The organism is Bradyrhizobium sp. BR 1432 (assembly GCF_051547705.1).
Classification (GTDB): domain Bacteria; phylum Pseudomonadota; class Alphaproteobacteria; order Rhizobiales; family Xanthobacteraceae; genus Bradyrhizobium; species Bradyrhizobium zhanjiangense.
In genome coordinates this window covers 6,539,149-6,563,166 of the sequence record NZ_JBPUGF010000003.1, presented here as the reverse complement: position 1 = coordinate 6,563,166, position 24,018 = coordinate 6,539,149, and the positions used below count along the sequence as shown (strand labels likewise).

The window sequence follows — 24,018 nt, the reverse complement described above, 5'->3', positions numbered from 1 at the left end:
AGGAAAAGATTGGAAAACGTTAGAGACGCATTTACGATTTCCACGTTGTCGGATTCGCCGCTTCCAGATGATTCGCCGCGCGGGCTGCGCGGCCGGCGACCGGTGCGGTTGGGGCGCTTCATGCGGTTGGTGTCGTGAGTGCGGACGCGCCTGCGCGTCTGACGCTGCTGCTATTGACGGCTGGACTGTTGCTGCCCAACGCGGCCGCCGCGCAGGCCACGCGCGAGTTCGGCGCCTTCGCGGGCACGCAGGGACCTGGGCCTGGCGGGCCGAATGCTCTAGGTGGCTTCAATAGTCCCGCAGGCGTTGCCTTTGGCGGCTCGCAGCCGCCGGGTTTCTCGGGGGCCGGATTTGGCAATGGCGGCGGCATTCCGCCAGCCTACGGCTGGAACGCCGAACCGCCGGGCCTGACCGATCCGGCACGGTTCGGCATGCGGCGGGTCTTCGGCGGCGGCGCCGATCGCGCCGTGCAGCCCGAGACGGCACAGGCCACGTTCCTCGCGATGACGCAGTTCACGCAGACCCTGCTCAATCCTGCCGTCGAGGGCCGCGGTATCGGCCCGGCTGAGTTCGATGCAGAGCTTGCAGCCTACGCCGAGATCGGAAACGACCTGACGCATGGCGGCATCGGACGCGAGGCCTATGGGGCGATCTACGGCAGGCCTTCGCTCGCCGCCCCACAATGGAGCGTCTGGGCTGCCAGCTTCGGTGGCTCGCAGGTCTCGACCGGCGGCAGCGGCTCGGCTAGCCGCAGTTTCGGCACCGTAGCCGGTGCCGACTACTCTCTCTCGCCGCAGACACGGATGGGCTTTGCGCTCGCCGGCGGCGGCAGCGGCTTTGCCAACAATTTTTCCAGCGGCCGCTCCGATCTGTTCCAGGCCGGCGCCTTCGTCAGACACACCACCGGTTCGGCTTATGTCGCGACCGCACTCGCCTATGGCTGGCAGGCCATCATCGGCGACTATCAGGTGACGCCGGCCGGCACCGGGCAGCTCAATGCCACGATCAATGCCAACGCCTATTCCGGCCGCCTCGAAGGCGGCTATCGTTTTGCGATGCCCTGGCTCGGCATCACGCCCTATGCGGCGGCGCAAATCACCACCTTCCGCCTCCCATCCGACATCGCGCAGCCGCCCTCCACCGCCAATGCGTTGCCGAGCACGTCCGGCGGCGACGGCTTCACGGACAGCCGCACCGAGCTCGGCCTGCGCACGAGCACGTCCTTTGCCTTGTTGGGAAGCGTGCTGAACCTGCGCGGTCGACTCGCCTGGGCGCATGATTTCAGCGCGGGACAATCGATCCCAGCTGCGTTCCAGTCCCTGCCCGGCCAAGGCGTCATCGTCGGCGGTACGGCTTTGGCGCCGAACGCGGCGCTCACGGGCGTTGCAATCGAGCTGCGCGACCTCAACGGCTGGTCCGCCACGGCGAACTTCGACAGCGAAGTGTCGAGCCTCGTGCGGTCCTACACCGGCAAGGCCATGCTGCGTTACGCATGGTGAGGTTGCCGCGAGATCGAGGAGAAGACTTCCGCCCACGCGCCGGAAAGCGGTGAGCGGAAGGCCTCGCCGGTCTCACATCTTCTTGTAGGCGTCGATCAGCGCCTGGCCGTCGGGCCCGGCCTTCTTGAGCCAGTCGGCGGTGAGCTGCTCACCGATCTTCTGGAAGCCGGCCTTCAGCGCGGGGCTCGGCGGCTCCACAGTCATGCCCTTGGCCTTGAGCTGATCGATGTACCAGGTGCTCTTGTCCTGCCAGGCCTTCCAGCCGCGGGTTTCCGCCGTCGCGGCTGCCTTGAGGATGGCTTCCTGGGTCGGCTTGTCGAGTGCCTCGAACGCGGCCTTGTTGACGAAGGTGTAGTCCTTCGGAATCCAGGCCTGCACGTCATAGAAGTATTTGAGCGACTCCCACGCCTTCGCATCATAGCCCGTGCCGCCCGACGACATGAAGGAGTTCACGACGCCGGTCGCAAGCGCCTGCGGCAGTTCGGCAGCCTGGATCGTGACCGATTGCGCGCCGACCAACTCGCCGATGCGCGCGGTCCCGACATTGTAGGCGCGCCACTTCAAGCCCTTCATGTCCTCGATCGTAGTCAGCGGCTTGTTGACGTAGACGCCCTGCGGCGCCCAGGGCACGACGAACAGCAGCTTGAGACCCTGCGCATCGAGCTTCTTGGCGATCGCAGGCTTGGAGGCCTGATACAGCTTCATCGCGTCGGGGAAGCTGGTCGCGAGGAACGGCACGACGTCGACGCCGAAGAGCGGATCCTCGTTCTCGTGGATCGACAGCAGCACCTCGCCCATCTGCGTCTGACCGGTCACCACCGCGCGCTTGATGTCGGGCGCCTTGAACAGCGAGGCGCCCGGATGAACTGTGATCTGGAGCTTACCGGACGTGGCGGCCTCGACGTCCTTGGCGAAGGCGACCAGATTTTCGGAGTGCGGATTGTCGGCAGGATACGCTGCCGGCAAATTCCATTTGGTCTGGGCCAAAGCAGGTGTCGCGGCCATCACGACGCCGGCGATCAAGGATGCGCGGATTAAACGAGAGATCATCGGGCTTCTCCTCACAGTCAATTTGAAAAGCGGTATGTCAGTCTGGGAAAGCAAGCTTGGGCAAGAACATCACGATCTGCGGATACTCCGTGATGATGAACACGGCGGCTAGCAGCAGAATGAAGAATGGAAATGCCGCCCGCGCGACGGTGAACGTATCGCGGCCGCTCATGTTCTGGAGCACGAACAGGTTGAAACCGACCGGCGGCGTGATCTGCGCCATCTCGACGTGAATGATGAGATAGACGCCGAACCAGACCAGATCGAGGCCGGCCTGCTTGACCATGGGCAGCACGATGACGGCGGTCAGGACGATCATCGAGATGCCGTCGATCAGGCATCCCAGGATGATGTACATGATGCTGAGATAGAGCGCGAGCATGCTTGGTGTGAGCTGCTGCCCCTGGACCCAGGTGGCGAGCGCCGCCGGAATGCCCGTATAGGCCATCGCAGCCGTGGTGTAGGCCGCGCCCGCGAGGATCAGCATGATCATGCAGGTCAGGCGCGTCGCGCTCATGATGCTCTCGAGGAAGTTCTTGCGCGTGAGCGTGCCGCTCCACCACGCCAGCAGCAGCGCGCCCGAGACACCCCACGCGGCGCATTCGGTCGCAGTCGCAAAGCCGAGAACGAGCGAAAGGAAGACCGCCAGGATCAGCAGCAGGCAGGGCGCCAGCTTGCCCGAACTCGCGGAGCTTCTGCCGGAATGGCATCGGCGGATCGCGCGGGGAAATCTTCTTCGGGTTGAGCAGCGACCAGATGATGATGTAGCCGGAATAGAGCACAATCACGAGCACGCCCGGCAGGAAGCCGCCGAGAAACACTTGAAGCACGGAGACATTCGCCGTGACCGCATAGACCACCATCGGGATCGAGGGCGGAATCAAGAGGCCGAGCGTGCCGGAGCCCGCGAGCGAGCCGAGGCTCAGGCCCTTGTCGTAGCCACGCTTGTCGAGTTCCGGCAGCGCGATCTTGCCGATGGTCGCACAAGTCGCGGCCGACGAGCCCGACACCGCCGCAAAGATGCCGCAGCCGATCACATTCACATGCGTCAACCGCCCCGGCAGCCACTGCACCCAGGGCGACAGACCGCGGAACATTTCCTCCGACAATTTGGTGCGGAAAAGAATCTCTCCCATCCAGATGAACAACGGCAGCGCGGCCAGCGTCCAGGACGAGCTTGCGCTCCAGGTGGTGGTCGCAAGCACCGAGCCGAGCGGCAGGCTCGTGGTCAGCGCCATCGCCACGAAGCCGACCAGTCCGAGCGAGACCGCGATCCAGACGCCGCTGCCCAGCAGCAGGATCATGACGCCGAGCAGGACGAACGACAGCTCGATCATGCCGAGATTGGCCATGGTCAACCTCCGCCGCCCTGCGAGATACGCTCGATGAACTCGTCGGGCGTCTCGTCCGGCGAGCCCTTCTCGTAGCTCGGCCGGTTGCCGCCGACGACATTGACCATTTCATCGATCAGCGCGATCGACAGGATCGCAAGGCCGCCGGCAAAGCCGAGCTGCGGAATCCAGAGCGGAAGTGCGACGACGCCCTGCGCCACGTCGTTGAAGCGCCAGGAATCGTAGGTCATCTGCACGGCATGCCGGGTGAAGTAGAGGATGAATGCGGTGGCGATGCCCAGCGCGACGATCTCCGCGACCTGCTTGGTCCGCCCGTGCAGATGCTCCAGCAGCAGGCCGACGCGGATCATCTCTCCGCGCTTGAAGGTGTGCGCGAGGCCGAGGAAAGCCATTGCAGCCATGCACCAGGACGCGAAATCGTCGCCTGCGGGAATGTTGATCGCAAACTGACGCCCGACCGACATGACCATCATGATTGCAAAGATCGCAACAAGGAAGACGCCCGCGGCGTAGCCCGCGCCGAGATAAAGGAGATCCAGAGCACGTCGCACCAGTCCCCGAGCCGCTACATCGTCGCCTGCCAAACGCAATCCCCATCCTCACAAGAGGCAATTCAACCGACCCGGCGACTGCACATCCGGTCCCGGTCCTGCCTGAATATCGCCCTGTCAAACGCCTGTCTTTCAGACGTTAGATCAACATGATGGGGCCGGCGCAAGCAAGGCGTATGCCGCCTGGCAAGAGAATTTCCACCGCGGGTTTAGTGCGTCTCCAGCCGCAGCCCGTCATAGGCCGGCACGACGCCCGCGGGCAGCGAACTGCCTGATGACCTCGTAGTCGACGTCGGCGGTCATGTTGGTAATGACCGCACGCTTCGGCTTGAAACGCTCGATCCACGACAGCGCATCGTTGATGCTGAAATGGCTGACATGACTGGTGTAGCGCAGGCCGTCGACGATCCAGAGGTCCAGATTTTCCAATGCGCCCAGCTCTCGCGCGGGATGTCGTTGAGGTCCGGTGTGTAGGCGGCATCCCCGATGCGGTAGCCGAGCGCGGGAATGTTGCCGTGCTGCACCAGGAAGGCGGTCATGGTCACCGCGCCGCCCTTCCCCAGGATGGTCTGGCTTTCGCCCGCCTCGATCGAATGCCGCGTCAGGATCGGCGGATAGTCGCTGCCCTCCGGCGAGATGAAGCAGTAGGAGAACCGCGCCATGATGTCCTTGGCGGTCGACAGGTTGAAGTAGGTCGGGATGCGGCGTCGCATATGCATGACGACCGAACGCAGGTCGTCCATGCCATGGGTCTGATCGGCGTGCTCGTGGGTCAGGAACACCGCGTCGATGTGGTCGACATTGGTCGAAAGCAACTGCTCGCGCAGGTCCGGCGAGGTGTCGATCACGATGCGTGTGGTGCCGTGCTCGGACTTTCGTTCGACCAGCAGGGAGCAGCGGCGACGGCGGTTCTTGGGATTGTTGGGATCGCAGGCGCCCCAGCCGAGTGCCGGGCGCGGCACGCCGGCGGAGGAGCCGCAGCCCAAGATCGTCAGCGTCAGCGTCATGCGTCTCCTGAAGCCTTCACCTTTGAGAACAGACGGAAGAAGTTTTCGGTGGTCTGGCGCGAGATCTCATCCAACGACACGCCGCGCGCCTCAGCGAGCACCTTTGCGACCTCGACCACATAGGCCGGCTCGTTGCGTTTGCCGCGGAATTTTCCGGGCGCAAGATAGGGCGAGTCTGTTTCAACCAGAATACGGTCCGACGGCAGTTCGGCCGCAAGCGCGCGCAGGGACTCCGACTTCTTGAAGGTCAGGATGCCCGTGAAGCCGATATAGAGCCCGAGCGAGACCGCCTTCAGCGCCAGCTCGCGCCCGCCGGTGTAACAATGCAGCACCGCGCGAAACGATCCGCGTCCGACCTCCTCCTCCAGGATACGGGCACAATCCTCGTCCGCTTCGCGGGTGTGGATCACCAGCGGCAGGCCCGAGGCACGGGCGGCGGCGATGTGGGCGCGAAAGCCCCTCGCCTGCGCCTCCGGCGAGCCGTTGTCGTAGAAATAATCGAGCCCGGCTTCGCCGAGCGCGACGACCTTGGGATGCTGCGTCAGCGCGATCAACTCATCCGGCGCGATGCCGTCCTCCTCATCCGCGTTGTGCGGATGAGTGCCTACCGAACAATAGACATCGTCATAGCGCTCGGCGATGTTGACGAGATCTTGCAGCTTCCGCACCCGCGTCGAGATCGTGACCATGCGCTTGACGCCGGCCGCACGCGCACGCGACACGATCCCGTCGAGATCTTCCGCGAAGTCTGGAAAATCCAGGTGGCAGTGACTGTCGACCAGCATCGCGCGACCGCCCTTCAGGCCGCCGGCTCGATGTAGCGCGGGAATGCCGGTTTCGGCGCAGGCAGCGTCGAGCCCGGAGCGATGCGCGAGGTGCCACCGAGCGCCGCGAAGTTGCGCTCGGCTGCGGGGATGCCGAGGCTGTCGAGCAGCAATCCCGAGGCGGTCGGCATCGCCGGCTGGGCCAGGATCGCGATCTGGCGCACGACTTCGGCGGTGACGTAGAGCACCGTCTTCTGCCTGACAGGATCGGTCTTGGCGAGCGCCCACGGCGCTTCGCCCGCGAAATAGCGGTTGGCCTCCGCAACCACGGCCCACACGGCGTTGAGCCAGTGATGGATCTGCTGCGTCGCCATTGCTTCGCGTGACGTGGCGATCATGCCGTCGGCCATCGCAAGGATCGCCTTGTCGTTGTCGCTGAACTCGCCGGGCTCCGGCAGCACGCCGCCGAGCTGCTTGGCGATCATCGACAACGAGCGCTGCGCAAGGTTGCCGAGATCGTTGGCGAGATCGGCATTGATGCGCGCGACAATGGCCTCGTGGTTGTAATTGCCATCCTGGCCGAACGGCACCTCGCGCAGGAAGAAATAGCGCATCTGGTCGACGCCATACTGGTCGGCGAGGTTGAAGGGATCGACGACGTTGCCGACCGACTTCGACATCTTCTCGCCCCTGTTGAACAGAAAGCCATGGGCATAGACCCGCTTTGGCAGCGGAATGCCTGCCGACATCAGGAACGCCGGCCAATACACCGCATGGAAACGGATGATGTCCTTGCCGATGATGTGCACGTCGGCCGGCCAATAGCGCCAGCTGTTATCGCTCTCGTCGGGGAAGCCGACGCCCGTGATGTAGTTGGTCAGCGCGTCGACCCAGACATACATCACGTGCTCTTCGTCGCCGGGCACCTTCACGCCCCAATCGAAAGTGGTGCGCGAGATCGAGAGATCGCGCAGGCCCCCTCTGACGAAGCTCACCACCTCGTTCTTGCGGGAGTCCGGCCCGATGAAATCGGGATGGTCCGCGTAAAGCTTGAGCAGCTTGTCCTGGTACGCCGACAGGCGGAAGAAATAGCTCTTTTCCTCGACCCACTCGACCGGCGTGCCCTGCGGCCCGAGCCGCACGCCGTCATCGTTCAGGCGCGTCTCGTCCTCGGCGTAATACGCCTCGTCACGGACCGAGTACCAGCCCGAATAGATGTCGGCATAGATGTCGCCGTTCGCTTCCATGCGTCGCCAGATCTCCTGGCTGGAGCGATGATGCTGCTCTTCGGTGGTGCGGATGAAGCGGTCGAACGACACGTTCAGGCGCTCGTCCATCTCCTTGAAGCGGCCGGCATTGCGCGCCGCGAGCGCGGAGACGGACATGTTCTCGCCGGCAGCCGTCTGAACCATTTTTTGACCGTGCTCGTCGGTGCCGGTCAGGAAGAACACGTCCTTGCCGTCGAGCCGCGCGAAGCGCGCCAGCACGTCGGTCGCGATCGCTTCATAGGCGTGCCCGATGTGCGGGCTTCCGTTGGGATAAGCGATCGCCGTCGTGATGTAGAAGACGTTGTCGCGCGCGGGCGCGGCAACAGGAGCAGTGGCCTGCGGAGCTGCGACTGCGGCGGGCTTCGGCGCACGCGGCGCCTTCTTCGAATTCCTTGGGCTTCGATACCTTGGGCTTCACAGCCTTCGGCGGCGCGACGACAGGAGCCGGCGCCGCGATCGCGGCAGGCGCAGTCACCTTCGCCTTCTTGGCGGCCTTCTTCACTGGAGCCTTGGCTGACTTTTTGGCCGCTTTCTTCACCGCCTTCTTGGCGGCGACCTGCTTCTTGGTAGCCTTCTTGCCAGCCCGTTTTGCCGTCTTCGCAGCGCTCTTCTTCACGCCCTTCTTGGCGGCGGCCTTCTTGGTCTTTTTGGCAGCTTTGCGCGCAAGCACCTTTGCAGCCTTCTTCTTGCTGCTCTTGCCCTTGGCGGTTTTCTTAGCTCGCGTTGCCACGACGAATTCCTTTACCGGCTTCTCAAAAATTTGGAAACGAACCTGCGTCAGGTTGTTGTTTTACGCATGATCTTTTTGGAAAACCGCTCCGCACTTTCCCGGATCATGCTCTAGCGCGTTGCGTCCGCCAGCCAGCCGAACACCGAGAAAACCAAGGGCTTGCGCTCCAGATTGTAGGTTTCGGTGTCGCGCGCGGCGCGGACGATCTTTTCCCATACCTCAGCTAGCCGCGCAAGGCGCGGCAGGTTCTGGTTGGCATTGGCTTCATCCGCATGCAGGCGCTCGGCGATCCAGCGGTCGATGCCGTCGATGAAGGCGGCAAGTGCGACGCGGTCGCTGGTGCCGAGCGAATCGCCGAGCGTGTGCAGTTCGCGCGGATCGACCTGCGGCAGACGCGCGAGCAGTGCTGCCGTGCGCTGCTGGAGCTTGAGCGCATCACCGCCGAGCAGCGTCAGCGCCCGCGCGACACTGCCCTCGGAGGCCTCCGCCGCCTCGCGCAGCGCGGGATCGTTCGGGTCGAGGTCGGCCGCCGCAGCCGCAGCACCGATCACGTCGTCCGTGGCGAGCGGGCGCAGGCGCAGCTTGCGGCAGCGCGACTGGATCGTGGCGAGCACGCGTGCGGGCGCGTGGCTCACGAGCAGGAACAGCGATTGCTGCGGCGGCTCTTCGAGGATTTTCAGCAGTGCGTTGGCCGCGTTTGGATTGAGCTCGTCGACGGTATCGACGATGCAGACGCGCCAGCCTTCGGCCGCGGCCGTCGAGCCGAAGAAGCCGATCGTCTCGCGCGTCTCGTCGACGGTGATCACGGTGCGCATCACGCCGCGGTCGTTCGCGGTGCGCTCCAGCGTCAACAGGCCGCCATGCGAGCTCGCCGCAACCTGCCGCGCCACGGCGTCATCGGGATCGATCGCAAGGTCTGGGGCGTGCTGCACGGACGGCGCCAACGGCTGGCCATGGGCGAGCACGAAGCGCGCCATGCGGTAGGCCAGCGTTGCCTTGCCGATCCCTTGCGGCCCGCCGATCAGCCAGGCATGCGGGATGCGCCCGCTGCGGTAGGCGGTCAGCAGCGCCGTCTCGGCGTCGCGATGCCCGAACAGCCTCGACGTCTCACGCGGATGCGCAATGGCGGTTTCGCGCTCAATCTGACGCCGGCTCATGCGGAAATCACCGAAGAGGGCGTGGGAAGAAGACGTTCGCGCAGCGCCGTCCAGACACGCCCGGCAACCGTATCGGGATCGGAATTGGCGTCGATCAGCGCGCAACGCGCGGGATCTTCCGCGGCGATCTTGAGATAGGCGTCGCGCAGGTCCTGGTGGAACTTGAGATCCTCGCCCTCGAACCTGTCCGGCGTGGCGCTGCCGCGGCGCGCGGCCGCGCGCTGCAGGCCGATCTCGACCGGCAGGTCGAGGATGATGGTGAGATCCGGCTTGAGATCGCCGATCGTGACGCGCTGCATCGCGTTGATCAGGCCATCTGGCACGCGGCCGAGGCTGCCCTGATAGGCCCGCGTCGAGTCGGCGAAGCGGTCGCACAGCACCCAGATGCCTTGGCTGAGCGCGGGCTGGATCACGGTGCGGACGTGATCGTCGCGGGCAGCGGCGAACAGCAGCGTCTCGGCTTCGGGTCCGAGCAGCTTGCCCATGCCCGACAGCACCAGATGACGCATGATCTCGGCGCCCGGCGAGCCGCCTGGCTCGCGCGTGACGAGGATGCGCATCCTTGCCGCCTTCAGACGGTCGGCGAGCTTCTTGATCTGGGTCGACTTGCCGGCCCCCTCGCCACCTTCAAAGGTGATGAAGCGTCCGCGTCCAGACGGCCACCGTACCGGGCTTTTACTCATGGTCAGAGCTTCTCGGCGCCCGCGCGGAACATGCCGATCACGAGCTCGCTGGCGCCGTCGATCGCGCGGCGCATGGTCGAGCCGGTGCCGATCGCTTCGGCAGCATAGACCGGCGTTTCCACCGCGATGGCGCCGCTGCGCCAGACCTTGACCACGCCGACCCTCTGGCCGGCCTCGACCGGCGCGCGCACCGGGCCGCTATCGACGATGCGGGCGATCAGCTTGTCGCTGCCGTTCTTGTGCACCATCACCTTCACGGGCGTCTTGGCCACGAGCTTGACCGAGCGGCTCTCGCCGCCGAACACCTTGGCGTAGCCGACGGGTTGCTCGGCCGCGATCAGCACGCGGGTCTCGAAATTGCGGAAGCCCCATTCCAGCATCTTCTTGGCTTCCGTGGCGCGGTCTTCGGGATCGTCGAGCCCGTTGACCACGACGATCAGGCGCGTGCCGTTTTGCACGGCCGAGCCCACCATGCCGTAGCCGCCTTCCTTGGTGTAGCCGGTCTTGAGACCGTCAGCGCCTTCCATCGAATTGAGCAGCGGATTGCGGTTGGGCTGGCGGATCTTATTCCAGGTAAACTCCTTTTCGCCGAACAGTTTGTAGAACTCGGGGAAGTCCAGGATGATGTGGCGGGCGAGGATGCCGAGCTCGCGCACCGTCATCTTGTTGCCGGGATCCGGCAAGCCGTTGGAGTTGGCGAAGGTCGATCGGGTGAGGCCGAGCTCGCGCGCGCGCTTGGTCATGAAGTCGGCCGCGAAAATCCGCTCGTTGCCCGCCATGGCTTCGGCGAGCGCGATGCAGGCATCGTTGCCGCTCTGGATGATCGCCCCATGCAGGAGATCGTCGACCGAGACCTTGCTGTTGATGGCGGCGAACATGGTCGAGCCGCCCGAGGGCGCGCCGCCCCTGCGCCAGGCGTTCTCGCTGATCCGGTACTCATCGGTCAGCTTGATGTCGCCCTTCTTGACGGCGTTGAAGACGACCTCCGCGGTCATCAGCTTCATCATGCTGGAGGGCGCGCGCAACTCGTCGGCGTTCTTCTCGAACAGCACGCTGCCCGAGGAGGCCTCGATCAGGATCGCAGTCGGGGCGTCACCATCGAAGCCCGTGTCTTCCGCCTTCTTGGCGCCCTGCACGCTCTGGTTGGCGGCGTAGAGCGCCCCGCCCGAGCCGATAGCCGCGGCCAGAACCGCCGCGATCAGCCCGCGCGCCAGCGCACCGGCGGTGAACCGGGAGCGACGAAGCAAAGAAGGACGAAATGCCATGGCCAAGCCCTGAGAGCGGCGTTCTAGCAGTTGGAACAGATGCGAACAACACGGAGCTGGACGCTTGTCCCTGAGATTGCACGATTCTCCTCGCGCCCCTATCGTGGCATCTTATATTTCCCGACCAAACCCCTGAAACAAGGCGGAAAAGCGAATGTCCTCAACCCGGATGATCAAGGCCAACGGGGTCGAGCTCTTCATCCGCGAAGCCGGCCAGGGGCCGCTGGTGGTGCTGTGCCATGGCTGGCCGGAACTGTCCTATTCCTGGCGCCACCAGATCCCGGCGTTGGCAGAGGCCGGGTTTCACGTCGTCGCCCCCGACATGCGCGGCTACGGCCAGAGCACGGCGCCGGCTGATGTTGCCGCCTACTCCATCTTCGACACGGTCGGCGATGTCGTCGGCCTCGTGCAGGCGCTGGGCGAGAGCAAGGCGATGGTGGTCGGCCACGATTGGGGCGCACCGGTCGCCTGGCACGCGGCGCTGTTCCGCCCCGATATCTTCACGGCGGTCGCGGGCCTGAGCGTGCCGCCGCCGTTCCGCGGCCGCGGCAAGCCGCTCGATTTGCTGCGCCAGGGCGGCATCACCAATTTCTACTGGCAGTATTTCCAGACGCCCGGCGTCGCCGAAGCCGAGCTGGAGCGCGACGTCGCCCGCACCATGCGCATCGTGCTTGGCGGCCGCGGCCTCGCCGACCCCTCGGCAGCCATGTTCGTGCAGGAGGGCAAGGGCTTTCTCGGCCATGCAGGCGCCGAGGGGCCGCTGCCCGGCTGGCTGAACGACGCTGATCTCGCCTATTTCACCGAGTGCTTCCGCAAGTCCGGCTTCCGCGGCGGGCTGAACTGGTACCGCAACATCGACCGCAATTGGGAGCTGACGGCCCCCTGGCAGGATGCGCAGATCCACCAGCCCTCGCTGTTCATCGCCGGCTCCAAAGACGCCGTCATCACCGGCCTGATCGGGGCCAAGCGCGTCAACGAGCTCGAGCGCGTGCTGCCCAAGCTGAAGCGCAAGCTGATCCTCGAGGGCGCCGGCCATTGGGTGCAGCAGGAGCGGCCCGAGGAGGTGAACGCGGCGCTGGTGACGTTCTTGAAGGAAAGCGCGGCTCAGTAGAGGCCGCGACCGCTCAGGATGCTGCGGGCCTCGGCCGCGCCGTCCGAGGTGTAGGCGGCGGACGGAGCGCTCTCCGTCGCGTAGCGGCCGTCCTCGTCATAGGACACGGCGCGCGCGTTCTGGAGCGCCCGGCCCCGGCTGCGGCTCGAGGCCGACATTTCCGAGGTCGCATTGAGCGAAGCCATATCCGCCGAGCTGTTGCCGAGATTGTAGGGCCTCCCCTCCGGCATCGGAACCTCGCCGCGAATGGCACCGCGGCTCGATGCGGGCAATTCCGGCACGAAAGGCTTGGCCGAAGCGACCCGGACCATCGAGGGCGTCGGCGCCGGAATGCCGGTACGCAAGGTCGCCATCAGCTGGCGGTCGTCGGAGCCTTCGAGCGGCGCCCGGCCGACATATTCGACCCGGACCTTGGCGACGCCATTGCCTTTGAATTCAAGGAGTTCGGCGGCCTTGTTCGAAACGTCGATGAGCCGGTTGCCGTGATAGGGCCCGCGGTCATTGACGCGGACGATCAGCGACTTGCCGTTCGAGATGTTGGTCACCCGCGCGTAGGACGGCATCGGCAGGGTCGGATGCGCCGCGGTCAGCGAGGCCATGTCGAACACTTCGCCATTGGCGGTCAGGCGGCCGTGGAAATCATCGCCGTACCAGGACGCCATGCCCTCGGCGCGGTAGTTGACATCCTCCTCCGGCACGTAGGTCCGGCCCGCCACGACATAGGGCTTGCCGACGCGGTAGGTGCCGCCCTCCTTCGGGACCGGATCGCCCCAGGCCACAACCCTTGGGCTCGAGGACACGCCGTATTTCGGATCGACGCGGCTGGCGAACTTGTTCGAGGAGGCGCAATTGGCGAGCGCAAGGCAGGTCGCGACCGCCGCAACACCGCGCGCGGCCCGCAAAACCGAATCTGACCGTCGGATCCCCATTCGCCCCAAATACCATTTCGCCGGGCGCGTACCCATCCCGCTTTAGCCGCGGAGAGCGCCGTCCGGTCCCTGTAATCCGAGGCAGCCCACCACCGCATCGGAAGCGGTAACGATAACGCAACCCGAACACGGCGGAAATGGGGAGCCCACAGCGATCACGCCGGGATGGTAAACGGGACGTTCGCTCGCCTCCGTTGATCTACAGAGCGTGGGCGCCCTGCTCTGTGCCAAGGCTGGACATTCTGTTGCGCCAAATCCTCACTCCACCCCCATTGTCACGCCGCTCACCGAAATTCTTTTGACTGTGCAAGGCCGCACGCGTTCTCTCGAATGCAAGGGCGGGATGTGGAATTTAACGATGATCGAGACGGTTTCGGCACTGATGGGTCTGGTAAGCGCGGGGATCTTCCTGGCCCATGCGTTTGAAGGTTACCGCACGAGGGCCTGAAGGCACTCGCGCGGGGCGGCAAGCATCACCTCTTTCAAGGCTGCACGTTCGGACAATTTTAATCGATCCGATCGAGCATCGAGGACGAGAGCGGCAGGTGTCCCATGCGCAACCATGACCTCGTATCCGATGGCTTCTTGGCATTGACTGCAGGCGGCTTGGTCCTGCTCTGCTCGGGCCTTGTGGCCCTGGCCTTCGGCTGATCTCGGACGAGATCGTCGCACTTTCCCGACGACGACCGTGCCGTGCTGCAAACAGGTGTTTGCCCGGATTGTCCCGCTCCCGTTTAGTTGATTGAATTTCCGCGTTCGGCGCCTCGACTTATTTTCAAGAGGCCATCACCGACGAGGGTGACTCACATGCTTGCCGAGAAGTTTTTCCTGGTCCTTGAATCCCTGATCCGCGGCGATCGCACCTATCCCGACGGAAGTCCCCGGGTCATCAGCACCTCCCCGCACGTGCCGGTGAAGCTGCCGAGCCGGAAATAACCGGCTCGCCGTCGAGCCCCGGTCACGCGCCGCTCAGCGCAGGCCCAACAGCGAGCGGCGATAGCGGCCGTCGCGGGCCTCGCCCAGACAGACGAAGCTCCCGTCAAAACCCTGGCGATATCGCTTCTGCCCCCTGGTGTAGTAGACACCCTTCCTGAAATCGAGCCAGACCACCTGATCGTGCGGACAATGGCGCTGCGCCTGCGCCTCGTAGCGGAACGGGGTCAGCGGAGTTGCCGAGACTTCTGTGCCGCCGGAGCCGGCCATGATCGCGGCAACGAGCGCGATCCCGCCCGGCCATTTTCCGCTGCGAAGCACGCCCCGCCTCCCGATCTTGATCCCGGTCCTGGCCGCCCGCGCGACGGCCGACCGGCACCGTAGCACGAAATGGCGCGATCCCTGGATAGCGAGTAGCGCGCCCCGTCTTCCGCCGGCCATCTTGCCGGGCTACATGGCAGCGAGATCATCTCGATGCGAGGATCCTGCCTGAATGTCGGTTGAGACTGGATTCCAATCCGAACTCCGCACCGAAGCCCGTCCGCCCTCGCCGCGCCTGGGCCTGCTGCCGATGATCATCTTCGGCTCGCGCTGGCTGCAGCTGCCGCTCTATCTCGGACTGATCGCGGCGCAGTGCGTCTACATCGCGCTGTTCCTCAAGGAGCTTTGGCACCTGTCCTGGCACGCGCTCGACCTCACCGAGCAGCAGATCATGATGAGCGTGCTGGCGCTGATCGACGTCGTGATGATCTCCAACCTGCTGGTGATGGTGATCGTCGGCGGCTACGAGACCTTCGTCTCACGGCTCGACCTCCAGGGTCATCCCGACGAGCCGGAATGGCTCGGCCACGTCAATGCCAGCGTCCTCAAGATCAAGCTCGCCATGGCCATCATCGGCATCTCCTCGATCGCGCTGCTGCGCACCTTCATCGAGGCCGGCAATCTCGGCTCGAACCGTGCCAGCTACACCGAGAACGGCGTGATGTGGCAGGTGCTGATCCACATCACCTTCATTGTCTCGGCGCTCGGCATTGCCTATGTCGACAAGCTCGGTGATTCCGGCGCGCGCAAGCACGCCGAATGAGGTACAACGACCGGCCTTCCTATTTGCCGGCTTCGAGCTGCTGCATGACCTGGCGCAGGTACTCCAGAAGCTTCTGCGCGACCTGCTCGCGCGCCACACCCTTGGCGGCGAGATCGCCCGACACCTTGCTCACGACGTCGTCGATCGTCTGCCTCTCCAGATTGTCCGTGACCAGCGCCGTTGCGTAGTTTGCCGCCTCCTCGGCGCTGAGGCCGAGCTGGCTTGCGGCCCAGAGCCCGAGCAGCCTGTTGGACCGGGCCGTCGCCTTGAACATCAGCTCCTCGTCGTGGACGAACTTTGCTTCAAAGCCCTGCTCGCGCTTGTCGAACGTGGTCATGGTCAGCTCCATTCTCGCTTTCGCTGAAGGGGTCGGACTGGCTGGGAGCGAACGTCTCCGTCATTCACGTCAATTGAGGATCATTCGAAGCTTCCTCCCGAAGGGCAAACGCCGTCAAGCCCGCCGATGGGTCCGACCGGGCGCGCTCAAGCTGGTCTTGAGCGCGACGGGAACACCCAATCGGCATGAGCCGCCGGCGTCAGTCGAAAGATCGATCTAGGAGATTGTCAGCGCCGACCGCGCTTGGTCAGCCCTTCGTCGCGGCCGCTTCGCGCGCGAGGCGTTCGGCTTTCAGCCGCTCCTTATTGGCGTAAAACGCCTTCTGCGCCTCTTCATGATCGCGCATGGCCTTTTCGGCCTCGATCCGGCGCGCCGCATCGCGCGCCTGGCGCTGCTCGGGGGTCAGGGGTTTGCGTCGGAAGGAAAGCTCTTCAGTCATGGCGACACAACGTGGCGGCGAGGAAAAAGTTCCGCATGGTCGAGCTGAAGCATAGGCGCTGACCACCAAAGTTGGCGAAAACAACCCCATGCACAGTAGCTAAGTCTTGTTGGCACAACGACTTTTGCATTCGCGCAAAAGCCGGTTGACCCGTCGGGCAAAACAGTGGCATTCTGCCATCTTCGGAAAATCGTTAGTGAGGTGATGGGCCTCCACGAAGATCATCTCGCGTCGGCAGACAATCCTAGATCTCGATTTCCGCAATCACGGGCAAATGGTCTGAATAGGCCGTTGCCTCTCCGTCGGTCCAAATTCTCCCAAACCGGCTATCGGGCGTGGCATAGATCCTATCAAGGCGGAGAACGGGCAAACGCGCCGGGAAAGTCCGCAAGCGCGTACGGTTGGGGCAGACCTGCGCGAGCACGCGCCGCACCGATTTCACCCAAAACCAGTCATTGAAATCGCCGAGGACGACGGTCCTTCCAGCTCGCACCAGGCTTACCAGGGCCTGAGCTTGCGCATAGCGCTCGTGGATACTTAGGCCGAGATGAGTGGCCACCACGCGCACATCGCCGACCGGTGTCAGCAATCCCGTGGCAATCGCCCTGCGTGGCTCCCGCTCTCGATAGGACACATCGAGGATCTCGGGCACGCCAGAGAACGGAAAGCGGCTCAGGAGCATCTGACCATAGTCGCCATCCTCGGCGACAATCGACTTAGCGTGAACCCCGTGATCGCCGACAACACTCGCCAACTTCGCAAATGGATCGTCTGACCGCGATCGCGAATCCACCTCCTGAAGCGCGACGACATCAGGGGCCCACTTGCGAACGATCGAGCAAACACCCTCCAAATCGAACTTCGGATTGAGATTGAACGTGCCATGCACATTCCATGTCATGAAGCGCATCGCCGCCATCAGCGCCTCCCGGCGAGCCAGGTCGCGACGAATTGTGCGCCCGCGCAGATCCCCAGCCAGCCCAAGAACGCCAGAGCCAACAGCAATATGTTGCTCCAGGACGCATTCCTGGCGAAGTCTGCGATCTGAGCCCCCAGAACTGCCATGGCGAGAATACCGGGCATCATGCCCAGCAGAGTTCCAACCATGAAGTCACGTAGAGGCAGCGTGCTCGCACCAGCCACGACATTCACCACCGAGAACGGTGCGATCGGAATCATCCGGATGACGACGACGGCTAGAATCCCCTTGCCCACAACGCGTTCCTGGATGCGCGCTGCACGTCGGCCGAGCAACTGCTGGAGGCGTTGTCGGCCGAGTCCCGCCCGATCGCAAAAAGGATGAAGGCGCTGAGCAAGACGCCCGCCATTGCGGTGATGAAGCCTAGCCAGGGCCCAAGTGCGGCAGCAGTTGCTGCAATGAGCACGAGAACCGGAAACACGACCAGCCCGCCAGCGACGAAAGCTGCGATAGCGAATAGTGGCCCCCATATGGACTGCGAGTAGGCAGACAGATACGCCGAAATATGAGGCGCGTCGGTAAAATCGCTCAAAGGCGTGTACGACCAAGCCATCGTCAGCCCAAATAGCGCCACCGTTATCGACGCGATCCCCATTAGGGTCTTCGTGCTCCACATGCGAGATGCCGCCCGCTCCAGATGAAGCGGCCGCTCCGGGTCTGCCACCGGCTGAACCATTGTGGCCAGCGTACTGGTCAGGACCGAGGACTCCACTTCCCGCAGCGTCTTCGCCCCATCAGCTCTCGACACGTCGTCCAGGAGCGCAAACAGACGATCCTCGTTTTGCGTTATGGTCAGTTCGTCGAGACCGCAGAAATGCGCGATCAGGCGACGGCGGACCGAAGCGATGAAATTCCGATGCTGACCGGATGCCGCTTCAAAGATCAGGTCACATTCGCTATCGGCGCCCATCGAGCGATTGTTCAGGTTGGCCGAGCCGACCCTCAAGATCCTGTTATCGACGATCATGAGCTTGCTGTGCACCATCACGGCAGCTTCGGTATCCCCGCTGCGTGAGATCGGGTAGACGAAGCGGGCGCGATCTGCGAACTCCAGCCTCACTGAAGCAGTCGATGAACGCACCACGGCCATTTTGCATGGCTTGGGATTCCAACCACGATGAATGCAGTTTGGGAGTGACGACCAGAACCCGAAGCGAAGGCACGCGAAGCATCTGCAGCGCCAATTCACGCGCGATCTTGGTCGCGCTGGTAAACTGGTTTTCGATATAAACGAAGCTGGTCGCCGACCGGATCGCTGCAGTCAATGAGCGCTCGACCTCCTTGATGGTCGAGCCTGCAGGACAGACGACCTCGGTCCTGGCGATACCAACCGGCAAGTGCTCGGCCTCCACCGGCACATTGGCCGGCCACCGCATCTTCCCTAGCCGGCGCCGGTGATGGGTCGGTTGACCTGAAGCACGCCAGCGTTCCTCCGCGAGGTCGAACAGCCACGCCGCGGCATCCCCGTCGACCATGCATTGAACATCATGAAAGGGAGGGTATGGCTTGCCCTCAGGGTCGCAGCGCAATGGATGCGCGGCCCGATGATCACTGGTGTCCCAGCGCCTGATCGTCAGATCGAGCCCGCCAACGAACGCCAGTGAACCGTCGATACAGACCATCTTCTGGTGTTGGGCCGAACCAAACGGAAGCGTGCAATCGAGACAAAACCGGACGCGCCCGGACGTTTCGGCAGTAAATTTTGCCGCGGAATTCCGTTCTCTTTCGGAGGCGTAAAAGGAGACAAAGTCCCAGACAAGGATGTCGATCCGCAAGGTCGGGCGGCGTTGAACGAGCGCGCGCAGCAATGGGCCAAGCTGTTCCGGCAAACCATCATCCGCTCGTCCGGAAGCTCCGACCAGCCTGGTTGCACTGTGGATGTCCCATCCGATGATGTAGACCTGTTCTTGCGCCTCCAGCAGCGCTTGCCGCAGGGCCGCGAAAAACGCGGCAGCATCGTTCAGAACCGTCACGCGCCGCGCTTCGCACCGCCTCCAGACGGTGTCTCCGGGGATCAGGGTCGATGAACTCTGAAGCAGTTGGACCTCGCAAGTCGCATTCGCGGCTCAACGTCCTGAACGCTTAGAGGGTTCCACGTCCTCTGGACACAGGGTTACAAAGACGAAGGTGATCTGTTGGCACCACGCGCCTGGGTTCAGAACCGGAGTATCCCGAACAGAAAGAGCAGCGCCACAGTGACCAAGCCGGAGATCAGCAGCGAGCCGAGACACCCCAGCCGGTTCGAGAAAAAGAAGAACATGCGTGCTCGCCGTGAAGCTTCCTGCCGGGCTAATTTTTCAAATTCGATAGCGTTCCGGATGGTGTTCCTGGAAACGGGGGTAAGAACCGATCTCTGGACGAGACGTTGAATCTCTGATGTCCGACGCTTTTGACTATTTCCGAGCGCATGCGGTCCGAGCCCTTTGCAAGGCCCGGGCGATGCCTCGTGGACGAATGAAGCATCTCCAATTGGTGGTGGCCCGGATCTACCACCTGCTTACCAAGGAGGCCGCGTACGGCCCGAACCTGCAGCATCTGGACGACTTCCGGGCAGCCCAGAAGCTGGAGAGGTCGATTGACTGATGTCTTTGTGGATCAAGCAGCCCGGTCCACTGCGACGTTGGTGCAAAGACGCCTAAGTAGACAACGCGATACAAGCCGGAGCGAGTGAGTGGCGGCCGCTGACACCACAACCGTGGCTGAACTCCGCGGGAGTACGCGCAGCGGACTGCGGTGAGTGGAGGCAACCCCTATCCCAGGAACGCTCGCGGGGCTTTCGCGTCTTCTGAAAGAAGAGACGTGCCTATGCTTCCAGCCACGCCCCCGAACCCCACCCTATTCCGCTGCCCCAAATGCGGCGAACCACTCAGTCTGGCGGAGAAGCTGTGGGACATGAAGGCAGCCCGCTTCATCCGGGTGTACAAATGCCGGTGCGGTGAACTGCTCTGGGATGATCAATCGTCCGCGGAACGCAGCTAAGGCAACCGAGCCGCCTCGATTGGAGTTGCCGCCGATCTCGAGCATCGCGGCGCCCTCGACGGGTCAACAGTCACTTCAGCTAGTCGGCGATTGTGCCCTCAATATCGAGCTCAGCTGACCGCGGCAACGAAGCCGCATTGTGCGCTGAATTGGACGCACACCCCATCCGAAATCGCATCTAAGTAATTGATTTTGTTGAATTGTGGCGGAAGAGGTGTCTTGGTCAACCCTCTTGATATCACATGGCTTTTCGCCCTGCGTCGCGAGCAATCTACGGTCTTAGCCACGGTGAGGGCCTGAAACCGTAGCTTGGACAAACCTGCGAATGCGTGATTCTTATCCTGCCCTCAGCGCAAGGGGGGCGGATCATGGATGCAGTGTCGGCGGTCGGCTGGATCGTGCTGATAGTCGTGTTTCTGGGAGTTGTGGCCGGCGCCGGCCGGCGAAGGTGAGCAGCTTAAAAGTAGGGCCAGACCACTGAGCGGCCCGTTTTGGTGTCGAGCACCTTCACGCACTCATCGGCGCTCCCGGTATCGTCCCAAACCCACCTGAAGCGTCCAGGAGGATATTTCGACATCTTGGAGAGTCCGCCCTCGTACGGAAGATCATGGGCTTCGTACGCCTGTTCGGCGAGTTCCAGTGCCCGATAGATCCCCCTACTGTCGATCGTGTTCGTTCTTCCCGCGGTCCAAGGCGCATCATGTATAGCCCTGTTGCACGCCTCCACGTAGAGCTTGGCCTTTGCCCGCCTGATCTCCGGCTCGTGCTTGACCATGAGTTCGACTCCTTGAGCGGAGCCTATCACGAAAGAAAACGCGGGACCGAAGCGAGACCCTAGTTCATCTTCTGACGTAGCTTTCTGATGAGCTCTCGGAGGTTGGTGGCGTATTCCTCGACGATCCGGCGCGCCTCGTCCAGGCGCGACGGCTTGGCTTCCTTACCCTGGGGTTGTTTTTCGGATTCGGGCTTGTCCCTATATGGAGCGCCGTACAGGCGGGTACCGCTTGAGCTAGATCAAGGGAGCGGTGCTAACTGAGGCGGCCTTAAGCAAAGCGGGCCCGGTGTGCCTAGGAGGCCGGGCCCATAGCCTCAGCAACGGTTGCACCGTCGTTCGGCGATCAGCCCCTTAAGTGCCAGAGAAAACATTCGTTCCTTCCAGAAATTAGGACACTTCTGGACAGCACAGAACAAACGACCGCAGGAGCCGCTCTGGAACAGCCCCAGCGGCCGGTGCCGCGACGTTCCGCACGATCGGCAGGGCACGCCAATTGCTAGCACAGAGGCCCGCCAGCGTGAACCGGCGGGCCTCGTGTTCACCGCCTCAGCCGACGGGCGTGCGCAGCCAGCCGCTGCCGGTTGCGCTTCCTGTGCGATCGGCGCTGGCGCTTCATTCCGGCCCCTCCTGACCGCGATAAGCAGCCTCGTAGTGCTTGCGGAAGGCCTTCGTCATGATGGTCAGCTGAGCTACGGCGAACACAGCGAGCTCGAGCCCGCGAGACCCCTGCTCGTCATCCGGCAAAGAACACTCCTGGATTGCATGTTGCTGGCGTCTTCCTGATGGAAGATCGGACGCCGGCGGGACCTCGCGGTCCTGGAAGATCTTGACGATCGTGCAGATCTGGAGGCCCGCCGGCGCTCTGGGTCCGGGCACGAACGGTAGAGAGGGCTAATCGCCCGCTTGCAATCCAGTGCTCGCTCCGGACCCGACTAGGATGAGGGAGGTCGGTATGAGCGGCAAGCGTGTCATTGGAATTGATGTCGGCAAATCCTGTTTGGATGTGGCAGCAAGGGACCGCTTCGGGAGTTTCCTAGGCTCCGCGATCATCCCATCATGATTTGGTTAAGATTGTCCATTCCCTTGCAGGGGAAAATTTGCGTGTGTGCGCCTTGATGTGGCTCGGCGTCAGCGTGCCATGGAGGCGTATAGCGATGGGACAAACGACCCGAGTTTTGAAGCGGGCGCACCTTCTGCCCGATCTCCTGAAAATGCTTCAGGAGCTCGAGGAGCTCCGAGAGAAGGTCCGGCTCGCCGAGACCGGCCGCGTGCTGCATTAGCTATATCCCCTGCGCTCGCCCCCTGCTGAATTTGCGTCGATTCCATCCGGGCGCTTCGGCGCGCTTGCGTCACTCGCCCACCCGTAAATTTCCCAATATCGCGCGCGTCGAGCTCATTCGATCATTTCGAAATGAGATCGTCGAAGCCAAAGGAATGGACTGAGGCTGAGCGGAAGCGGCTTGCGTGGCTGGTACGTCGTCGTGTCGTGTCGGAGATAGCGGCGGCGCTTGGTCGGCACACCGGATCCGTGAGGCGAATGGCGCGCGCAATGGGGCTTATTCTGAAAAAATAAATCTTACCCGCCTTCCAGCCTCATCCCTTGCCCTCCCGCTGCGGTTGCCGTTGGATGACTGTAAGATTTGGGGGAGGCTTATGCATATTTTTCTGATTGCAGCGCTGTGCGTTGAGCTAGGCGGCTGGTCGATAGCGTCCGCGACAGTGCAGGTGGTAAAGTGAGCGTCACCCCAGTTGCGCTTCATAGAGCTTGGGCCATCGGTGCCTTCCGATGGACCGTGTTTTTCTTTGTGGCTATTGCCGCCTTCGCTCAGCGGGATGAGAAGACTGGCACTATCCTGGCAACGCTGGTTTTTTAATCGATGTGGTATCCTGGAATATAGCAGAGGTGGTCATTGCGACTACTTCGGCCGCCGCAAACCAACAGTGGCACAGCACACTCTCTGACAGGTTTATCATGGAGAAACTGTTGAACCGCGTTCGCGATCGACAGCCCATTGAGTTTGAACAGATCTCGCAAGAAGGCACTCGCGCAGCAACGGAAGACGTTAACACATTCCTGAAAGACAATACGCTTTGGTCAGAGTGGGGCGGCTTCCGCAAAGGGCTTCTCGGCCTCGGTTACTACCTGTGGTTTTGGCTTCAATACGATTTGTTCTACGGCGCGGCTGGGTGGATCGGCTCGAGTTTGCGCGGGCCTTACGGCTACTGATTTTCGACCAACCTCTATCGACTGCCCCTGCTCTTGCCTCAGGTTGTCCGAGGTTGAGACGAACCAGATTTTCGAGAGGCTGCGACCGAATGGATCGGTCGAAAGCCCTGCAAAAATAAAACGAAACGCAACTACAACATCGAGCACTCGACATGACAAACAAGGAACACTCCATTGTCGCCGAGCCGGAAGACGGCGGCCATCAACGATGGAGCGTGGAAATCGACCAAAGCACGCTCAAAGCGCTGGAGACACCACTGGCGAAAGAGTACGCGGAGAACTTGTTACTCCAAAACGACATGCAACGCGCCCTTGCCACAATGGAGTGTTGGCAGCGTCGGTTTGCGTCTTCATCAGATCCCGAGGAACGCCTAATTGCGGCAAGCCTGTTCCGTGATGCGATCATCCAGTTCGTTGGTTGCTTTGACAAAACGGCACAATTCCCACTTTCGGCCGACGAAATATATGGCGGCGACCCAAACGGCCTGTCCTCTTTTCAGTGGTTTAAGGACACGCGCGACGCCTATGCTGGTCATAAGTTCGGCGCGCAGCGGCAATGCGTCGTCGGCGTGGTCTTGAAGGATGGACAGCGGGGAGTCGGCCACCTAATGGCGATTTACCGCGGTCAGAATAAATCCGACGGCGACGTCCTCCGAGCTTTTATGCTGACCGCAGCAAACCACCGAGCTACGAAAGAAGGTTGAGGACGAAGTAGCAAAGCTCTCGATCGACGAGATAAGCAAGCTCAAGGACGCGTCCGCGCGAACTTTGCGAATGGATGAGGCGAGGTTCACCAGGGCTGATCTCAATCGAGAGAAGCCAGCCCCAAAGCGCTAAAACCGTGCGGTGCGCCATCGCTGGCGCCGTAGATGAATAGACGATGAATGCCGCGCGCGGCC

The 24,018-nt window shown here is 62.8% G+C and carries 28 protein-coding genes and 2 pseudogenes; 9 read left to right on the top strand and 21 right to left on the bottom strand.

Annotated features, from left to right (window positions below):
* Positions 1–134: 134 nt before the first annotated feature.
* Positions 135–1,499, top strand: coding sequence for an autotransporter outer membrane beta-barrel domain-containing protein (locus ACSKB8_RS31900; RefSeq protein WP_438108371.1), 1,365 nt, complete (start codon positions 135–137; stop codon positions 1,497–1,499).
* A gap of 72 nt (positions 1,500–1,571) precedes the next feature.
* Here ACSKB8_RS31900 and ACSKB8_RS31895 read toward each other — a convergent pair whose 3' ends face one another.
* The 10 genes and pseudogenes from ACSKB8_RS31895 to ACSKB8_RS31850 all read right to left on the bottom strand — a co-directional run bounded on the left by ACSKB8_RS31895 (position 1,572) and on the right by ACSKB8_RS31850 (position 11,326).
* On the bottom strand, positions 1,572–2,549 hold the full coding sequence (locus ACSKB8_RS31895) for a TRAP transporter substrate-binding protein (protein ID WP_438108369.1): 978 nt from the start codon (positions 2,547–2,549) through the stop codon (positions 1,572–1,574).
* Between the two features lie 37 nt (positions 2,550–2,586).
* Positions 2,587–3,901, bottom strand: a pseudogene (locus ACSKB8_RS31890) (TRAP transporter large permease).
* Between the two features lie 2 nt (positions 3,902–3,903).
* On the bottom strand, positions 3,904–4,452 hold the full coding sequence (locus tag ACSKB8_RS31885; RefSeq protein ID WP_245473404.1) for a TRAP transporter small permease: 549 nt from the start codon (positions 4,450–4,452) through the stop codon (positions 3,904–3,906).
* Positions 4,453–4,661: 209 nt separating this feature from the next.
* A pseudogene (locus ACSKB8_RS31880) lies at positions 4,662–5,459 on the bottom strand (MBL fold metallo-hydrolase).
* Complete coding sequence (locus tag ACSKB8_RS31875; RefSeq protein ID WP_438108368.1) at positions 5,456–6,244, bottom strand: TatD family hydrolase; 789 nt, start codon at positions 6,242–6,244, stop codon at positions 5,456–5,458. Before ACSKB8_RS31875 ends, ACSKB8_RS31880 begins: the two are co-directional and overlap by 4 nt.
* 14 nt (positions 6,245–6,258) lie before the next feature.
* Complete coding sequence (gene metG / locus ACSKB8_RS31870; RefSeq protein WP_438110770.1) at positions 6,259–7,743, bottom strand: methionine--tRNA ligase; 1,485 nt, start codon at positions 7,741–7,743, stop codon at positions 6,259–6,261.
* Entirely contained in the window at positions 7,727–8,221 is a 495-nt protein-coding gene (locus ACSKB8_RS31865; RefSeq protein WP_438108366.1) for a hypothetical protein, read from the bottom strand. Before ACSKB8_RS31865 ends, metG begins: the two co-directional genes overlap by 17 nt.
* A gap of 110 nt (positions 8,222–8,331) precedes the next feature.
* The gene (locus ACSKB8_RS31860; RefSeq protein WP_370987319.1) at positions 8,332–9,378 is read right to left on the bottom strand and encodes a DNA polymerase III subunit delta'; all 1,047 of its coding nucleotides are present in this window, start codon (positions 9,376–9,378) and stop codon (positions 8,332–8,334) included.
* Complete coding sequence (gene tmk / locus ACSKB8_RS31855) at positions 9,375–10,061, bottom strand: dTMP kinase (protein WP_128933889.1); 687 nt, start codon at positions 10,059–10,061, stop codon at positions 9,375–9,377. The genes ACSKB8_RS31860 and tmk overlap by 4 nt, the downstream gene beginning before the upstream one ends.
* A 2-nt stretch (positions 10,062–10,063) precedes the next feature.
* Complete coding sequence (locus tag ACSKB8_RS31850; RefSeq protein ID WP_438108364.1) at positions 10,064–11,326, bottom strand: D-alanyl-D-alanine carboxypeptidase family protein; 1,263 nt, start codon at positions 11,324–11,326, stop codon at positions 10,064–10,066.
* 154 nt (positions 11,327–11,480) lie between these two features.
* On the opposite strand from ACSKB8_RS31850, the gene ACSKB8_RS31845 reads away from it, so the two are divergent.
* On the top strand, positions 11,481–12,437 hold the full coding sequence (locus tag ACSKB8_RS31845) for an alpha/beta fold hydrolase (RefSeq protein WP_370987315.1): 957 nt from the start codon (positions 11,481–11,483) through the stop codon (positions 12,435–12,437).
* Here ACSKB8_RS31845 and ACSKB8_RS31840 read toward each other — a convergent pair.
* On the bottom strand, positions 12,431–13,366 hold the full coding sequence (locus ACSKB8_RS31840) for a septal ring lytic transglycosylase RlpA family protein (RefSeq protein ID WP_438108362.1): 936 nt from the start codon (positions 13,364–13,366) through the stop codon (positions 12,431–12,433). The two genes, ACSKB8_RS31845 and ACSKB8_RS31840, sit on opposite strands and share 7 nt — an antisense overlap.
* A gap of 208 nt (positions 13,367–13,574) precedes the next feature.
* Here ACSKB8_RS31840 and ACSKB8_RS31835 point away from each other — a divergent pair, with 208 nt between their 5' ends.
* Positions 13,575–13,814 (top strand): hypothetical protein, encoded by a 240-nt coding sequence (locus tag ACSKB8_RS31835; protein WP_438108360.1) that lies wholly within the window; start codon positions 13,575–13,577, stop codon positions 13,812–13,814.
* A gap of 359 nt (positions 13,815–14,173) precedes the next feature.
* A complete protein-coding gene (locus tag ACSKB8_RS31830; protein WP_256465491.1) occupies positions 14,174–14,302 on the top strand; it encodes a hypothetical protein in 129 nt (42 codons plus the stop codon).
* Positions 14,303–14,335: 33 nt separating this feature from the next.
* Here the strand turns inward: ACSKB8_RS31830 and ACSKB8_RS31825 are convergent, their stop codons facing one another.
* Positions 14,336–14,569 carry a hypothetical protein gene (locus ACSKB8_RS31825; RefSeq protein ID WP_370987480.1) on the bottom strand — a complete coding sequence of 78 codons (234 nt, stop codon included), beginning with the start codon at positions 14,567–14,569 and terminating at the stop codon, positions 14,336–14,338.
* A 223-nt stretch (positions 14,570–14,792) separates the two neighbouring features.
* On the opposite strand from ACSKB8_RS31825, the gene ACSKB8_RS31820 reads away from it, so the two are divergent.
* Positions 14,793–15,383, top strand: a complete 591-nt coding sequence (locus ACSKB8_RS31820) for a TIGR00645 family protein (protein ID WP_438108359.1) — start codon at positions 14,793–14,795, stop codon at positions 15,381–15,383.
* A gap of 19 nt (positions 15,384–15,402) precedes the next feature.
* Here ACSKB8_RS31820 and ACSKB8_RS31815 read toward each other — a convergent pair whose 3' ends face one another.
* The 6 genes from ACSKB8_RS31815 to ACSKB8_RS31790 all read right to left on the bottom strand — a co-directional run bounded on the left by ACSKB8_RS31815 (position 15,403) and on the right by ACSKB8_RS31790 (position 19,111).
* The gene (locus tag ACSKB8_RS31815; RefSeq protein WP_438108357.1) at positions 15,403–15,720 is read right to left on the bottom strand and encodes a DUF1476 domain-containing protein; all 318 of its coding nucleotides are present in this window, start codon (positions 15,718–15,720) and stop codon (positions 15,403–15,405) included.
* A 247-nt stretch (positions 15,721–15,967) separates the two neighbouring features.
* The gene (locus ACSKB8_RS31810; RefSeq protein ID WP_438108355.1) at positions 15,968–16,159 is read right to left on the bottom strand and encodes a hypothetical protein; all 192 of its coding nucleotides are present in this window, start codon (positions 16,157–16,159) and stop codon (positions 15,968–15,970) included.
* A gap of 244 nt (positions 16,160–16,403) precedes the next feature.
* On the bottom strand, positions 16,404–17,078 hold the full coding sequence (locus tag ACSKB8_RS31805; protein ID WP_370987311.1) for an endonuclease/exonuclease/phosphatase family protein: 675 nt from the start codon (positions 17,076–17,078) through the stop codon (positions 16,404–16,406).
* The gene (locus ACSKB8_RS31800; RefSeq protein WP_438108353.1) at positions 17,078–17,374 is read right to left on the bottom strand and encodes a VTT domain-containing protein; all 297 of its coding nucleotides are present in this window, start codon (positions 17,372–17,374) and stop codon (positions 17,078–17,080) included. The genes ACSKB8_RS31805 and ACSKB8_RS31800 overlap by 1 nt, the downstream gene beginning before the upstream one ends.
* The gene (locus ACSKB8_RS31795; protein ID WP_438108351.1) at positions 17,356–18,123 is read right to left on the bottom strand and encodes a phospholipase D-like domain-containing protein; all 768 of its coding nucleotides are present in this window, start codon (positions 18,121–18,123) and stop codon (positions 17,356–17,358) included. Before ACSKB8_RS31795 ends, ACSKB8_RS31800 begins: the two co-directional genes overlap by 19 nt.
* Positions 18,092–19,111 (bottom strand): hypothetical protein, encoded by a 1,020-nt coding sequence (locus ACSKB8_RS31790; protein WP_438108350.1) that lies wholly within the window; start codon positions 19,109–19,111, stop codon positions 18,092–18,094. Before ACSKB8_RS31790 ends, ACSKB8_RS31795 begins: the two co-directional genes overlap by 32 nt.
* A 403-nt stretch (positions 19,112–19,514) precedes the next feature.
* Between ACSKB8_RS31790 and ACSKB8_RS31785 the strand changes: the two genes are divergently transcribed.
* A complete protein-coding gene (locus ACSKB8_RS31785) occupies positions 19,515–19,721 on the top strand; it encodes a hypothetical protein (protein WP_130216847.1) in 207 nt (68 codons plus the stop codon).
* Positions 19,722–19,973: 252 nt separating this feature from the next.
* On the opposite strand, the gene ACSKB8_RS31780 is transcribed toward ACSKB8_RS31785, so the two are convergent.
* The 3 genes from ACSKB8_RS31780 to ACSKB8_RS31770 form a co-directional block, all read right to left on the bottom strand.
* Entirely contained in the window at positions 19,974–20,162 is a 189-nt protein-coding gene (locus ACSKB8_RS31780; protein ID WP_438108348.1) for a hypothetical protein, read from the bottom strand.
* A gap of 412 nt (positions 20,163–20,574) precedes the next feature.
* On the bottom strand, positions 20,575–20,892 hold the full coding sequence (locus tag ACSKB8_RS31775) for a hypothetical protein (protein ID WP_438108346.1): 318 nt from the start codon (positions 20,890–20,892) through the stop codon (positions 20,575–20,577).
* Between the two features lie 612 nt (positions 20,893–21,504).
* On the bottom strand, positions 21,505–21,768 hold the full coding sequence (locus ACSKB8_RS31770; RefSeq protein ID WP_438108344.1) for a hypothetical protein: 264 nt from the start codon (positions 21,766–21,768) through the stop codon (positions 21,505–21,507).
* Positions 21,769–22,046: 278 nt separating this feature from the next.
* Between ACSKB8_RS31770 and ACSKB8_RS31765 the strand changes: the two genes are divergently transcribed.
* The 3 genes from ACSKB8_RS31765 (at position 22,047) to ACSKB8_RS31755 (ending at position 23,823) form a co-directional block, all read left to right on the top strand.
* A complete protein-coding gene (locus tag ACSKB8_RS31765; protein WP_370987307.1) occupies positions 22,047–22,172 on the top strand; it encodes a hypothetical protein in 126 nt (41 codons plus the stop codon).
* A gap of 692 nt (positions 22,173–22,864) precedes the next feature.
* Positions 22,865–23,119, top strand: coding sequence for a hypothetical protein (locus ACSKB8_RS31760; RefSeq protein WP_438108342.1), 255 nt, complete (start codon positions 22,865–22,867; stop codon positions 23,117–23,119).
* 152 nt (positions 23,120–23,271) lie between these two features.
* Entirely contained in the window at positions 23,272–23,823 is a 552-nt protein-coding gene (locus ACSKB8_RS31755) for a hypothetical protein (RefSeq protein WP_438108341.1), read from the top strand.
* Positions 23,824–24,018 lie beyond the last annotated feature (195 nt).

Coding starts and splice junctions, on each gene's coding strand:
- ACSKB8_RS31895 (WP_438108369.1), bottom strand. CDS start 2,549: ATGATCTCTCGTTTAATCCGCGCATCCTTGATCGCCGGCGTCGTGATG.
- ACSKB8_RS31875 (WP_438108368.1), bottom strand. CDS start 6,244: ATGCTGGTCGACAGTCACTGCCACCTGGATTTTCCAGACTTCGCGGAA.
- ACSKB8_RS31860 (WP_370987319.1), bottom strand. CDS start 9,378: ATGAGCCGGCGTCAGATTGAGCGCGAAACCGCCATTGCGCATCCGCGT.
- tmk (WP_128933889.1), bottom strand. CDS start 10,061: ATGAGTAAAAGCCCGGTACGGTGGCCGTCTGGACGCGGACGCTTCATC.
- ACSKB8_RS31850 (WP_438108364.1), bottom strand. CDS start 11,326: ATGGCATTTCGTCCTTCTTTGCTTCGTCGCTCCCGGTTCACCGCCGGT.
- ACSKB8_RS31845 (WP_370987315.1), top strand. CDS start 11,481: ATGTCCTCAACCCGGATGATCAAGGCCAACGGGGTCGAGCTCTTCATC.
- ACSKB8_RS31840 (WP_438108362.1), bottom strand. CDS start 13,366: ATGGGGATCCGACGGTCAGATTCGGTTTTGCGGGCCGCGCGCGGTGTT.
- ACSKB8_RS31830 (WP_256465491.1), top strand. CDS start 14,174: ATGCTTGCCGAGAAGTTTTTCCTGGTCCTTGAATCCCTGATCCGCGGC.
- ACSKB8_RS31825 (WP_370987480.1), bottom strand. CDS start 14,569: ATGGCCGGCTCCGGCGGCACAGAAGTCTCGGCAACTCCGCTGACCCCG.
- ACSKB8_RS31820 (WP_438108359.1), top strand. CDS start 14,793: ATGTCGGTTGAGACTGGATTCCAATCCGAACTCCGCACCGAAGCCCGT.
- ACSKB8_RS31815 (WP_438108357.1), bottom strand. CDS start 15,720: ATGACCACGTTCGACAAGCGCGAGCAGGGCTTTGAAGCAAAGTTCGTC.
- ACSKB8_RS31810 (WP_438108355.1), bottom strand. CDS start 16,159: ATGACTGAAGAGCTTTCCTTCCGACGCAAACCCCTGACCCCCGAGCAG.
- ACSKB8_RS31805 (WP_370987311.1), bottom strand. CDS start 17,078: ATGGCGGCGATGCGCTTCATGACATGGAATGTGCATGGCACGTTCAAT.
- ACSKB8_RS31795 (WP_438108351.1), bottom strand. CDS start 18,123: ATGGTGCACAGCAAGCTCATGATCGTCGATAACAGGATCTTGAGGGTC.
- ACSKB8_RS31785 (WP_130216847.1), top strand. CDS start 19,515: ATGTCCGACGCTTTTGACTATTTCCGAGCGCATGCGGTCCGAGCCCTT.
- ACSKB8_RS31780 (WP_438108348.1), bottom strand. CDS start 20,162: ATGCTCGAGATCGGCGGCAACTCCAATCGAGGCGGCTCGGTTGCCTTA.
- ACSKB8_RS31775 (WP_438108346.1), bottom strand. CDS start 20,892: ATGGTCAAGCACGAGCCGGAGATCAGGCGGGCAAAGGCCAAGCTCTAC.
- ACSKB8_RS31765 (WP_370987307.1), top strand. CDS start 22,047: ATGGGACAAACGACCCGAGTTTTGAAGCGGGCGCACCTTCTGCCCGAT.
- ACSKB8_RS31760 (WP_438108342.1), top strand. CDS start 22,865: ATGGAGAAACTGTTGAACCGCGTTCGCGATCGACAGCCCATTGAGTTT.
- ACSKB8_RS31755 (WP_438108341.1), top strand. CDS start 23,272: ATGACAAACAAGGAACACTCCATTGTCGCCGAGCCGGAAGACGGCGGC.